The sequence below is a fragment of the uncultured Bacteroides sp. genome, from assembly GCF_902491285.1.
In the GTDB taxonomy this organism is placed as follows: domain Bacteria; phylum Bacteroidota; class Bacteroidia; order Bacteroidales; family Bacteroidaceae; genus Bacteroides.
The window spans coordinates 1-12,640 of the sequence record NZ_CABUHK010000113.1 but is presented as its reverse complement, the minus strand read 5'-3'; the positions used below and the strand labels follow the sequence as shown (position 1 = coordinate 12,640).

9 protein-coding genes are annotated in these 12,640 nt (G+C 44.1%); 6 read left to right on the top strand and 3 right to left on the bottom strand.

Going from position 1 to position 12,640, the window contains the following annotated elements; all coding sequences use genetic code 11:
• Nucleotides 1-1,336: YfhO family protein (locus RDN93_RS20115; protein WP_308747140.1), on the top strand; the 1,336-nt coding region annotated here is incomplete at its 5' end.
• Between the two features lie 90 nt (nucleotides 1,337-1,426).
• On the opposite strand, the gene upp is transcribed toward RDN93_RS20115, so the two are convergent.
• Complete coding sequence (gene upp / locus RDN93_RS20110) at nucleotides 1,427-2,080, bottom strand: uracil phosphoribosyltransferase (RefSeq protein WP_308747139.1); 654 nt, start codon at nucleotides 2,078-2,080, stop codon at nucleotides 1,427-1,429.
• A gap of 284 nt (nucleotides 2,081-2,364) precedes the next feature.
• On the opposite strand from upp, the gene pckA reads away from it, so the two are divergent.
• Together pckA and RDN93_RS20100 are read left to right on the top strand one after the other, a co-directional pair.
• A complete protein-coding gene (gene pckA / locus RDN93_RS20105; protein WP_308747138.1) occupies nucleotides 2,365-3,972 on the top strand; it encodes a phosphoenolpyruvate carboxykinase (ATP) in 1,608 nt (535 codons plus the stop codon).
• A 121-nt stretch (nucleotides 3,973-4,093) separates the two neighbouring features.
• Nucleotides 4,094-6,592, top strand: a complete 2,499-nt coding sequence (locus RDN93_RS20100) for a glycoside hydrolase family 95 protein (protein ID WP_308747137.1) — start codon at nucleotides 4,094-4,096, stop codon at nucleotides 6,590-6,592.
• A 59-nt stretch (nucleotides 6,593-6,651) separates the two neighbouring features.
• On the opposite strand, the gene typA is transcribed toward RDN93_RS20100, so the two are convergent.
• Entirely contained in the window at nucleotides 6,652-8,451 is a 1,800-nt protein-coding gene (gene typA, locus RDN93_RS20095; RefSeq protein ID WP_308747136.1) for a translational GTPase TypA, read from the bottom strand.
• A gap of 156 nt (nucleotides 8,452-8,607) precedes the next feature.
• Here typA and rpsO point away from each other — a divergent pair, with 156 nt between their 5' ends.
• The 3 genes from rpsO (at nucleotide 8,608) to RDN93_RS20080 (ending at nucleotide 11,317) form a co-directional block, all read left to right on the top strand.
• Nucleotides 8,608-8,877 carry a 30S ribosomal protein S15 gene (gene rpsO, locus RDN93_RS20090; RefSeq protein WP_308747135.1) on the top strand — a complete coding sequence of 90 codons (270 nt, stop codon included), beginning with the start codon at nucleotides 8,608-8,610 and terminating at the stop codon, nucleotides 8,875-8,877.
• 185 nt (nucleotides 8,878-9,062) lie between these two features.
• Nucleotides 9,063-9,638 (top strand): XRE family transcriptional regulator, encoded by a 576-nt coding sequence (locus RDN93_RS20085; RefSeq protein WP_308747134.1) that lies wholly within the window; start codon nucleotides 9,063-9,065, stop codon nucleotides 9,636-9,638.
• Between the two features lie 29 nt (nucleotides 9,639-9,667).
• Nucleotides 9,668-11,317 carry an AMP-binding protein gene (locus RDN93_RS20080; RefSeq protein WP_308747133.1) on the top strand — a complete coding sequence of 550 codons (1,650 nt, stop codon included), beginning with the start codon at nucleotides 9,668-9,670 and terminating at the stop codon, nucleotides 11,315-11,317.
• A 160-nt stretch (nucleotides 11,318-11,477) separates the two neighbouring features.
• Here RDN93_RS20080 and RDN93_RS20075 read toward each other — a convergent pair whose 3' ends face one another.
• Nucleotides 11,478-12,560, bottom strand: a complete 1,083-nt coding sequence (locus RDN93_RS20075) for a mannose-1-phosphate guanylyltransferase (protein ID WP_308747132.1) — start codon at nucleotides 12,558-12,560, stop codon at nucleotides 11,478-11,480.
• Nucleotides 12,561-12,640 lie beyond the last annotated feature (80 nt).

Here is a 12,640-nt window from a genome sequence, read left to right as displayed (position 1 = left end):
CCGTGCCGTATCTTCCATTCTGGTGATTGCTGAATTTACCATTCCTTTGTTGGCGGTTTTTGCGTTGAAGGAAATATTCAGTAAACCGGAAATTCTGAAGTTGAAAGAGAACCGCACAGGGGTGATTGTGACGTTGGTGCTTACAGCCGGTGTTACGTTGATATTGGCTGTTGCGCCCGGTGTTTTCTTCTCAGGTTTCATTACGACACAAGAGATGGCTGCTTTGCAACAAGGACTTCCGGCAGAGCATCTTACTCCGGTGGTCACAAATCTGACGGAGATGCGCGAAGCAATCATTGCTTCGGACGCATGGCGCAGCTTTTTCATTATCATTGTAGGATGCTTCCTCTTATTCCTGTACCAGCAGAAGAAGTTGAAAGCTACTTTTGCTTTGGCAGGTATTGCACTTTTATGCCTGATAGATATGTGGACTGTCAACAAGCGTTATTTGCATGACGACCTGTTTGTTCCGAAGTCCAAACAGGCGGAAGCATTCGTTAAGACTCAGGCAGACGAAATAATTCTTCAGGATACAACCCTGGATTACCGTGTGCTGAACTTCGTCGGTTTCCCCGGTAATACGTTTAATGAAAATAATACGGCGTACTGGCATAAGAGTGTCGGTGGCTATCATGCTGCCAAACTGCGTCGTTATCAGGAAATGATAGACCACCATATCGTCCCTGAGATGCAGGCTACTTATCAGGCTGTGGCTACCGCCGGCGGTGAGATGGACAGTGTGGATGCTTCGAAGTTCCGCGTTCTGAATATGCTGAATACGAAATACTTTATCTTCCCTGCCGGACAACAGGGGCAACCTGTTCCTGTTGAAAATCCGTATGCTTATGGCAATGCCTGGTTTGTGGATAAAGTACAATATGTGAATAATGCGAATGAGGAAATTGATGCCCTGAATGATATTCTTCCAACGGAAACTGCCATAGTGGATGCGAAATTCAAGGAACAACTGAAAGGTGTGACAGAAGGCTATAAGGACTCTTTGTCCACTGTCCGCCTGACTAGCTACGAGCCGAACCGTTTGATTTATAAGACCTCCTCACCTAAAGACGGCGTGGTGGTATTCTCTGAAATATACTATCCGGGGTGGCAGGCAACGATCGACGGACAGCCGGTGGATATTGCCCGTGCGGATTACATCTTGCGTGCGATGAACGTGCCTGGCGGAGAACATACCATTGAAATGTGGTTCGACCCGCAGAGTATCCATGTCACCGAAAGTATTGCTTATGCGGCATTGGCCCTGTTGTTGATCGGAGTCATGGTTTTACTATGGATGGAGCGACGCAAGGTGACAGAAAAGCCTGAAATGAAATAAGTGAATCATACTCTTGTATACTAGGTCGATTTGTCACATAAGAAACGGCTCTTTTCGCGAAGAAGAGAGCCGTTCTTATGTTGTGTTCTTTTATTCCTTTTCTCCGTAGGCAAGGTCGCCGGCATCGCCCAGTCCGGGAACAATGTAAGAATGTTCGTTGATTTCAGGGTCGATAGCCGCACACCAGATAGTCGTTTTATCCTCGGGAAATATATTCTTTATATGGTCGATGGCTTGTTGGCTGGCAATGATAGAAGCTACATGGATTTCGGCGGGATGCCCTTTGGTCAGCATAGCCTGGTAACTCAGTTCCATACTGCTGCCTGTTGCCAGCATAGGGTCGGTGATAATCAATGTCTTGTCGTCAATGCGCGGTGAAGCGATATATTCTATATGTATATCAAATTTCAGTGTATCCTTGTATTTGCGATAGGCGGAAACGAATGCATTTTCCGCTCCGTCGAAATAGCTCAGAAAGCCCTGGTGAAAGGGAAGTCCGGCACGCAGGATAGTGCTGATGACCAGTTGGTTGTCCGGCGTACTGACCGGGGCTGTTCCCAGTGGTGTCCGGATGTTTTTTACTGAGTACGTAAACTCTTTGCTCATTTCGTAAGCCATGATCTCTCCGATACGCTCGATATTGCGGCGGAAACGCAGGCGGTCATTCTGAACTTCTACATTTCTGATTTCGGATATGTACTGGTTTAGAATCGAATTTGTTTTGCTAAAATCAATTACTTTCATATTATAGTTTAATCATAATTTAATCTCATTTTCATCGTATTGAGAACGTTCTGGCTTGCAAAGTAAACGATAATCTTTCAAATTGCAATATTCAGTTTGCAGATATTGTTAGGAATTTATAAAAGAGATTCAATTAGGGAAAAATTTCTCTAATCCCTTCTTGCTTTCCAAAGAAAGTGTTACTTTTGTACCCGGATTTACAAGGGGGCGTTCCTCAATCCCCTTCTTAGTCAAAAGGTGAAGAGATAATAAAACAAAATACCAATTTAATTAATTCAAAGAAAATGGCAAATTTAGATTTAAGCAAGTACGGTATCACAGGTGTGACCGAGATTTTGCACAACCCGTCTTATGATGTTTTGTTCGCTGAAGAAACAAAACCGAGTCTGGAAGGCTTTGAAAAAGGTCAAGTAACTGAATTAGGTGCTGTTAATGTAATGACAGGTATCTATACCGGTCGTTCTCCTAAAGATAAATTCTTCGTTAAGAATGAAGCTTCTGCTGATTCTGTATGGTGGACTTCTGACGAATACAAAAACGACAACAAACCTTGTACTGAAGAAGCTTGGGCTGATTTGAAAGCTAAAGCTGTAAAACAATTGTCAGGCAAACGTCTGTTCGTTGTTGATACTTTCTGTGGTGCTAACGAAGCAACTCGTATGAAAGTACGTTTCATTATGGAAGTGGCTTGGCAGGCTCACTTCGTAACTAACATGTTCATCCGCCCGACTGCTGAAGAACTTGCTAACTACGGAGAACCTGATTTCGTATGTTTCAACGCTTCTAAAGCTAAAGTTGACAACTACAAAGAACTGGGCTTGAACTCTGAAACTGCTACTGTATTCAACTTGAAGACTAAAGAACAAGTTATCCTGAATACTTGGTATGGTGGTGAAATGAAGAAAGGTATGTTCTCTATCATGAACTACATGAACCCGCTCCGTGGTATCGCTTCTATGCACTGCTCTGCTAACACAGATATGGAAGGAACCAGCTCTGCTATTTTCTTCGGTCTGTCCGGTACAGGTAAGACTACTTTGTCTACTGACCCGAAACGTAAGTTGATCGGTGACGACGAACACGGATGGGATAACGAAGGTGTATTCAACTACGAAGGTGGTTGCTATGCTAAGGTTATCAACCTGGATAAAGACAGCGAACCGGATATCTACAACGCCATCAAACGCGATGCTTTGCTTGAAAACGTAACTGTTGACGCTAACGGTAAGATTGACTTCACTGACAAGAGCGTAACAGAAAACACTCGTGTTTCTTATCCTATCTACCACATCGAAAACATCGTTAAGCCTGTTTCTAAAGGTCCTCACGCTAAACAAGTTATCTTCTTGTCCGCTGACGCATTCGGTGTATTGCCTCCGGTATCTATCCTGAACCCGGAACAAGCTCAGTACTACTTCCTGTCTGGATTTACAGCTAAATTGGCTGGTACAGAACGTGGTATCACTGAACCGACTCCGACATTCTCTGCTTGCTTCGGTGCTGCTTTCTTGTCATTGCACCCGACTAAATATGCAGAAGAACTGGTTAAGAAGATGGAAATGACTGGTGCTAAAGCATACTTGGTTAACACTGGTTGGAATGGTTCAGGCAAGCGTATCTCTATCAAAGATACTCGTGGCATCATCGACGCTATCCTTGACGGTTCTATCGACAAAGCTCCGACTAAGGTTATTCCTTTCTTCGACTTTGTTGTTCCGACAGAACTTCCGGGTGTTGATCCGAAAATCCTTGACCCGCGCGACACTTACGAATGTGCTTGCAAATGGGAAGAAAAAGCAAAAGACCTGGCTGGACGTTTCATCAAGAACTTCGCTAAGTTTACAGGTAACGAAGCTGGTAAGGCTTTGGTTGCTGCTGGTCCGAAACTCTAATTTATATATTAGATATATTGCACAGAAGGCGGTTCGAATTTCGAACCGCCTTTTTTTATTTAAGTGGTACTTTTTTATTACCTTTGTAGAAGTATACTAATCTTGAAATAACACTACGATAATGAAGAAGATTTATTCCCTGTTAGTTTGTACCTTTGGGGCTTTTTCTCTTGTGTATGCAGGTGAAGCCGATTACACTAAAGGACTTTCCGTTTGGTTTGATACCCCTAATACATTGCAAGGGCACGCCGTATGGTACGGTGGAAGACCAGAAATGTGGAAAGGTAAAGATAAGCCGATAACAGCGGGAAATGGTGCCCGCAATCCGGATGCCGCCTGGGAGTCGCAATCGCTGCCTGTTGGTAACGGCAGTTTGGGCGCGAATATTATGGGCTCGGTTGAAGCGGAACGCATTACTTTTAATGAAAAGACATTATGGCGTGGTGGTCCCAATACGGCAAAAGGTGCGGATTATTATTGGAATGTCAATAAGCAATCGGCACATATTTTAGATGAGATACGGAAAGCATTTGCGGAAGGCGATCAGAAGAAAGCTGAACTGCTGACGCGGCAGAACTTTAATAGTGAAGTTTCTTATGAAGCTGACGGAGAAAATCCTTTCCGTTTCGGTAGCTTCACTACCATGGGAGAGTTTTATGTGGAAACCGGATTGAATATTATCGGGATGAGCGACTATAAGCGTATCCTGTCTGTAGATTCTGCTATGGCAGTCGTGCAATTCAGGAAGGATAAAGTGGCTTATCAGCGTAATTATTTTATTTCCTATCCTGCTAATGTGATGGTGGTACGTTTCAGTGCCGATCAGCCGGGAAAGCAAAATTTGGTTTTTAGTTATGCTCCTAATCCTGTGGCTACGGGAAACATGGCTGCTGACGGCAGTAATGGTCTGGTTTATTCCGCATCCTTGGATAATAACGGGATGAAGTATGTTGTCCGCATCCAAGCTGAGGCGAAAGGCGGTGCGTTAATAAATGCAGATGGGAAATTAACAGTGAAGGGAGCGGATGAAGTCATATTCTACATTACTGCGGATACAGATTATAAGCCAAACTTTGATCCGGATTTTGAAGATCCGAAAACGTATGTCGGTGTCAATCCGGAAGAGACGACAAAACAATGGATGGATAATGCGGTTTCATTAGGATATGCGGCTTTGTTCAATCAGCATTATGATGATTACGCCGCTTTATTTAATCGGGTGAAATTGAATCTGAATCCTACGGCAAAATCTGCCAATCTGCCTACTCCCCAGCGTTTGAGGAATTATCGTAAAGGGCAGCCGGATTATTACTTGGAAGAACTCTATTATCAATTTGGACGTTATCTGTTGATTTCCAGTTCCCGTCCGGGCAATATGCCGGCCAATCTGCAGGGTATTTGGCATAATAACGTAGACGGGCCGTGGCGTGTGGACTATCATAATAATATTAATATCCAGATGAACTACTGGCCTGCTTGTTCGACTAATCTGGACGAGTGTGTGCTTCCGTTAGTCGATTTTATCCGTACGCTGGTAAAGCCGGGGGGGAAGACTGCACAATCTTATTTTGGAGCAAGGGGATGGACAGCGTCTATTTCCGGCAATATATTTGGTTTTACTACTCCGTTGGAAAGCCAGGATATGTCGTGGAACTTCAATCCAATGGCGGGACCTTGGCTGGCTACTCATATTTGGGAATATTATGATTATACGAGAGACTTGAAATTTCTGAAAGAAACGGGTTATGACCTGATAAAGAGCAGTGCGGATTTTGCGGTCGATTATTTATGGCATAAGCCGGATGGTACATATACCGCGGCGCCATCCACCTCACCGGAGCACGGCCCTATCGATCAAGGGGCTACCTTTGTCCACGCTGTGGTACGTGAGATTCTGCTGGATGCTATTGAGGCAAGCAAAGTGTTGGGTGTAGACAAAAAAGAACGTAAGCAATGGGAACACGTGCTTGCAAATCTTGTTCCTTATAAAATCGGCCGTTACGGGCAATTAATGGAGTGGTCGGTGGATATTGATGACCCGAAGGACGAACATCGTCATGTGAATCATCTGTTCGGATTGCATCCGGGGCATACGGTTTCTCCAATCACTACTCCCGAACTGGCAAAAGCTGCCAAAGTGGTATTGGTGCATCGTGGCGACGGAGCTACCGGTTGGAGCATGGGGTGGAAGTTGAATCAATGGGCACGTTTACAGGACGGCAATCATGCTTATACCTTGTTTGGCAATTTGTTGAAGAATGGAACGCTGGATAATCTGTGGGATACGCATTCGCCTTTTCAGATTGACGGAAACTTTGGCGGAACAGCGGGAGTCACCGAAATGCTGCTTCAAAGTCATATGGGCTTTATCCAGTTGTTACCTGCTTTGCCGGATGCATGGAAGAATGGGTCTGTCAGCGGTATTTGTGCAAAAGGTAATTTTGAGGTGGATATGGTATGGGAGAATAATCAATTGAAGGAAGCTACGGTTCATTCCGGTGCGGGGGGCAATTGTGTGATAAAGTATGCGGATAAGACGTTGGTTTTTAAAACAGTAAAAGGACGTAGCTATCAGGTTAAGTGCGATGCGGCTAAAGGACTGGTTGTAGGTTCTCTTTAAATAAGAAACGGGGAGCAGATAGCCTGTTCCCCGTTTCAATATCATGATATTTGAATTGTTTAGTTCTTATTCGCACGCTTACGTTCGATTTCATCCAGAATCACTTTACGCATGCGCATCGCTTTCGGAGTAACTTCCACGTATTCGTCTTCCTTAATATACTCCAGTGCCTCTTCGAGTGAGAACTGGATAGGCGGAATCAGACGGACTTTGTCATCTGAACCGGAAGCACGCATATTGGTCAGTTTCTTCGATTTGGTAACGTTGATTACCAGGTCGTTGTCGTGAGAGTGCTCGCCTACTACCTGTCCTGCATACACTTCGTCCTGCGGGAAGATGAAGAACTTGCCGCGGTCCTGAAGTTTGTCGATAGCATAGGCGAAAGCAGTTCCGCTCTCCATAGCAATCATAGAACCATTTGTGCGGCGTTCGATTTCTCCCTTGTGCGGCTGGTATTCTTTGAAGCGGTGTGCCATGATAGCTTCACCGGCCGAGGCAGTCAGTACATTCGTTCGCAATCCGATGATACCGCGTGAAGGCATATTGAATTCGAGGTTAATACGTTCCCCTGTATTCTCCATCTTCACCATTTCACCCTTGCGGCGGGTGACCATATCAATAATCTTGCTTGAATATTCTTCCGGCACGTTGATTGTCAATTCTTCAATCGGCTCGCATTTCACGCCATCGATTTCTTTGAAGATAACCTGCGGCTGACCTACCTGCAATTCATATCCCTCACGGCGCATTGTTTCAATCAATACAGAAAGATGGAGTACGCCACGGCCTGAAACAATCCACTTACCGTCTTCTTCACTCTTTCTTACGCGGAGAGCAAGGTTCTTGTCGAGCTCTTTCGTCAGGCGGTCGTGGATATGGCGTGAAGTCACGAACTTGCCATCTTTACCGAAGAAAGGAGAGTCGTTGATAGCAAACAGCATGCTCATGGTCGGCTCGTCGATTGCGATTGGCGGCAATGCTTCCGGATTTTCAAAGTCGCATACAGTATCTCCGATTTCAAACCCGTCGATACCTACCAATGCGCAAATATCACCGGAAGAAACTTCCGTTGTCTTTGCGCGGCCTAAACCTTCGAAAACATGAAGTTCCTTGATTTTACTCTTGGATATATCGCCGTTACGTTTTACAAGTGTTACGTTCATGCCTTCCTTTAAAGTACCGCGATGTACACGGCCTACGGCAATACGACCCGTATAGGAAGAATAGTCCAGGGAAGTAATCAGCATCTGCGGAGTTCCTTCCAGTTGTTGCGGAGCGGGAATGTTTTCGATGATACAATCCAGCAGCGGAGTAATGGTGTCGGTCGGATGTTGCCAGTCTGTACTCATCCAGTTATTTTTGGCAGAACCATAAATAACAGGGAAGTCCAACTGGTCTTCTGTTGCGTTGAGACTGAACATCAGGTCGAAAACCATTTCGTATACTTCGTCCGGGCGGCAGTTGGGCTTATCTACCTTGTTAACTACCACAATGGGCTTCAGGCCGATTTCCAATGCTTTCTGCAGGACGAAACGGGTTTGAGGCATCGGACCTTCGAAGGCGTCTACCAGCAGAATACAACCGTCGGCCATGTTCAACACACGTTCTACTTCACCACCGAAGTCGCTGTGTCCCGGAGTATCAATAATATTAATTTTAGTACCGTTGTAGTTGATGGAAACGTTTTTGGAAAGAATCGTTATACCACGTTCGCGTTCCAAATCGTTATTATCCAGGATAAGTTCACCACTATTTTGGTTGTTGCGGAATAAATTTCCCGCCAATAGCATCTTGTCAACCAGCGTTGTTTTCCCATGGTCGACATGGGCAATGATTGCAATGTTTCTAATATTTTGCATATAATACCTATTATTTGGCTGCAAAGGTACGAAATAAGGATTAGAAATATATGCAATGACGGCAATTTTTTCTTGTAAATCGTTGTGGGATATAAAGATAATCCCTATCTTTGCACGCTCAAAAGAATTATTTACTATATTAAAATTCTAAGAATTATGTATTTAGATGCTGCTAAAAAGCAAGAAATCTTCGGAAAGCACGGGAAGTCTAACACTGATACTGGCTCAGCTGAAGCGCAGATAGCTTTGTTTTCCTACCGTATTTCTCACCTGACTGAGCACATGAAGCTCAACAGAAAAGATTATAGTACAGAGAGAGCTTTAACAATGTTGGTAGGTAAGCGTCGTCGCTTGCTCGATTACCTGAAAGCGAAAGATATCGAAAGATATCGTGCTATCGTTAAAGAACTCGGTTTGCGTAAGTAATCTACTTGCTGCGAAAAGTTTAGAAAGCCGTTTCCCGTTATGGGTAACGGCTTTTTTTAGTTCCTTCTTTTTCTGTCGGATAGTCATATTTTCTTTGATTATAATTGTGTCCATCTAAAGATTTTGCTATTTTTGCAACCTAATTATTATAATTTATCACCTTTGACAACTAAAATACTTACAATATGGATACCAGTAAAATTGTCGGCGAAAAAATTAAAGCTCTCCGTGAGGATAAATCAATTACCATAGAGGAATTGGCACAGCGCTCCGGCCTGGCTATTGAACAGGTTGAGCGTATCGAGAATAATATCGATATCCCTTCTCTTGCACCGCTCATTAAGATTGCCCGTGTGTTAGGGGTACGTTTGGGTACGTTCCTTGACGACCAGGATGAAGTGGGGCCGGTGGTATGCCGTAAGAAAGAGGCCAAAGATGCGATCAGCTTCTCCAATAACGCGATTCATTCCCGCAAACATATGGAGTATCATTCTCTCTCCAAATCGAAAGCGGACCGTCACATGGAGCCGTTTATCATTGATGTGATGCCGACGGAAGATACCGACTTCGTACTTTCTTCTCATGAAGGTGAAGAATTTATTATGGTCATGGAAGGTATCATGGAAATCAGTTATGGCAAGAATACCTACCTGCTTGAAGAAGGCGACAGTATTTATTATGATTCCATCGTTCCTCACCACGTGCACGCTTATGAGGGACAGGCTGCTAAAATCCTGGCAGTGATTTATACACCGATTTAAATAAAGTATTAAGTATAGAAAGAAACTCCATGCAATTATTTGACCGTACTTTGGGACAGTGGCTGGAACACTGGGCTGAAGAGACTCCTGATAAAGAATATATCGTATATTCCGACCGTAATCTCCGTTTTACCTGGAGCCAGTTCAACCGCCGTGTGGATGATATGGCAAAAGGGCTTATCGCCATTGGTGTGGAACGGGGTACGCATGTCGGCATCTGGGCGGCCAATGTGCCCGACTGGCTGACATTACTGTATGCCTGTGCCAAGATTGGGGCGGTGTATGTTACTGTAAATACGAACTATAAGCAAGCCGAACTGGAATATCTTTGCCAGGACTCGGATATGCATACCCTCTGCATCGTGAATGGTGAGAAGGATAGTGACTTCGTACAGATGACCTACACCATGCTTCCCGAACTGAAAACCTGCGAACGCGGACATTTGAAGAGCGAACGTTTCCCATATATGAAGAATGTAGTGTATGTGGGGCAGGAAAAACATCGTGGAATGTATAACACGGCTGAGATTCTGCTGCTGGGAGATAACGTGGAAGATGACTGTTTGAATGAACTCAAAAGTAAGGTCGACCGCCATGATGTGGTAAATATGCAGTATACATCAGGAACTACCGGTTTTCCGAAGGGAGTGATGCTGACACATTATAATATTGCCAATAATGGTTTCCTGACCGGTGAGCACATGAAGTTTACGTCCGATGACAAACTCTGCTGCTGTGTGCCGTTGTTCCATTGTTTTGGAGTCGTGTTGGCTACTATGAACTGTCTGACTCATGGCTGTACGCAAGTGATGGTAGAGCGTTTTGACCCGTTGGTTGTACTGGCTTCTATTCATAAAGAGCGTTGTACGGCTTTATATGGAGTGCCGACCATGTTTATTGCCGAATTGCATCACCCGATGTTCGACCTCTTTGATATGTCTTGTCTCCGTACAGGTATTATGGCAGGTTCTCTCTGTCCGGTTGAGCTGATGAAACAAGTGGAAGAGAAGATGTATATGAAGGTGACCAGTGTCTACGGATTGACGGAAGCTGCTCCCGGTATGACGGCTACCCGTATTGACGACCCGTTTGAAGTACGTTGTAATACGGTAGGCCGTGATTTCGAATTCACGGAAGTGAAAGTGCTCGATCCGGAGACTGGCGAGGAATGCCCGGTCGGCGTGCAGGGTGAGATGTGCAATCGCGGTTATAACACGATGAAAGGATATTATAAGAATCCTGAAGCGACAGCCGAGGTTCTCGATGCCAACAACTTCCTACATTCCGGTGACTTGGGTATAAAGGACGAAGACGGGAATTATCGGATTACCGGACGTATCAAAGATATGATTATTCGTGGCGGCGAGAATATTTATCCGCGTGAAATCGAAGAATTCCTTTATAAACTTGAAGGAGTGAAAGATGTCCAGGTGGCAGGAATTCCCTCCAAAAAATACGGTGAGGCTGTCGGGGCATTCATCATTCTGCATGAAGGTGTGACGATGCAGGCAGAGGATGTGCGTGATTTCTGTAGAAATAAGATATCCCGTTATAAAATACCGAAATATATCTTTTTTGTGGACGAATTTCCGATGACGGGCAGTGGCAAGATTCAGAAGTTCAGATTGAAAGACTTGGGATTGCAACTTTGCAAGGAACAGGGAATAGAGGTTATCTAAGAACGCCCGATTGATTTAGGACACACAAAGTTTTATTCGATTATAAAAACAGAGAACGGTGAACAAACTGCATGATTACTTGCAGGGGGTTCACCGTTTACTTATTAGTTTGTGATTATCTTATCCGGTCTCTTTTTTGTTCCGGCCTTCATTGAATCTATTAAATAAAATCATCGCCCAGTTGCATTTGGGCATCATTCACATATTTACGGATAGCATGTTCTTCATCTTTGCGGCAAATCAGCAGGACGTTGTCCGATTCTGCTATCAGATATCCTTCCAATCCGTCAATTACGGCCAGTTTCCCTTTTGGAAGCACTACCATATTATCTTTACTGTTATAGATCTGTGAATGGCACTTCAGCGTAACATTGCCTTCCATGTCTCTTTCCGATAAATCATAAAGCGATCCCCAAGTTCCAAGATCAGACCAACCGAAATCTCCTAAGGATACATATACATTATCCGCTTTTTCCATAATGCCTATATCAATGGATACATTGGGACATGCGGGAAAATTCTCTTCAATGAATGCCTTTTCCGCATCAGTAGCATAAATATCCTTTCCGGGTGCCAGTTTGGAAGCCAGTTCGGGCAATAACTCCTCACTTGCCTTGATGATAGAATTAACATTCCACATAAACAACCCGGAATTCCAATAGAACTCCCCGCTTTCCAGAAAAACTTTGGCTAATTCCAGTTCCGGTTTTTCGGTGAACGTCTTTACTTTATAGAAATTGTCACCGGCAGGTTCATCGATTTGTATATATCCGTATCCGGTTTCCGGACGGTTGGGTTTGATTCCTAAAGTGAGTAGTTTTTCCGAGCGTGAAACAAAATCCAGACCTTTTTCAATAGCGGCAAGAAATTCGTCCTCTTTTAAAATCAGGTGATCCGAGGGGGCAACTACGATATTGGCGTTTGGGTTTAGTGCTTTGATGTGGTAGGAAGCCCATGCGATGCATGGAGCGGTATTTCTTCTAGCGGGTTCCAGTAGAATCTGTTCTTCGTTCACTTCGGGCAATTGCTCCTTCACTAAGTCCGCATACATTGTGTTGGTAACGATAAGAATATTTTCTGTTGGAATAACCTTTTGGAAGCGGTCAAAAGTCTGTTGCAAGAGTGAGCGACCGATTCCGAAGAAATCTAAAAATTGTTTGGGCAATGTTTTGCGGCTAAACGGCCAAAAGCGGCTTCCAATGCCGCCACCCATGATCACGCAATAATTATCCTTATTTGTCATGATAGTGACTCTATTTTAAAGTTTCTGCTAATGTACGGTTTATTCTCTGAATAGAGAAGTGTTTAAGATATGTTTTATTA

Excerpts from the sequence above, each read along its gene's own strand:
- upp (WP_308747139.1), bottom strand. The coding sequence starts at position 2,080 with ATGAAAGTAATTGATTTTAGCAAAACAAATTCGATTCTAAACCAGTAC.
- pckA (WP_308747138.1), top strand. The coding sequence starts at position 2,365 with ATGGCAAATTTAGATTTAAGCAAGTACGGTATCACAGGTGTGACCGAG.
- RDN93_RS20100 (WP_308747137.1), top strand. The coding sequence starts at position 4,094 with ATGAAGAAGATTTATTCCCTGTTAGTTTGTACCTTTGGGGCTTTTTCT.
- typA (WP_308747136.1), bottom strand. The coding sequence starts at position 8,451 with ATGCAAAATATTAGAAACATTGCAATCATTGCCCATGTCGACCATGGG.
- rpsO (WP_308747135.1), top strand. The coding sequence starts at position 8,608 with ATGTATTTAGATGCTGCTAAAAAGCAAGAAATCTTCGGAAAGCACGGG.
- RDN93_RS20085 (WP_308747134.1), top strand. The coding sequence starts at position 9,063 with ATGGATACCAGTAAAATTGTCGGCGAAAAAATTAAAGCTCTCCGTGAG.
- RDN93_RS20080 (WP_308747133.1), top strand. The coding sequence starts at position 9,668 with ATGCAATTATTTGACCGTACTTTGGGACAGTGGCTGGAACACTGGGCT.
- RDN93_RS20075 (WP_308747132.1), bottom strand. The coding sequence starts at position 12,560 with ATGACAAATAAGGATAATTATTGCGTGATCATGGGTGGCGGCATTGGA.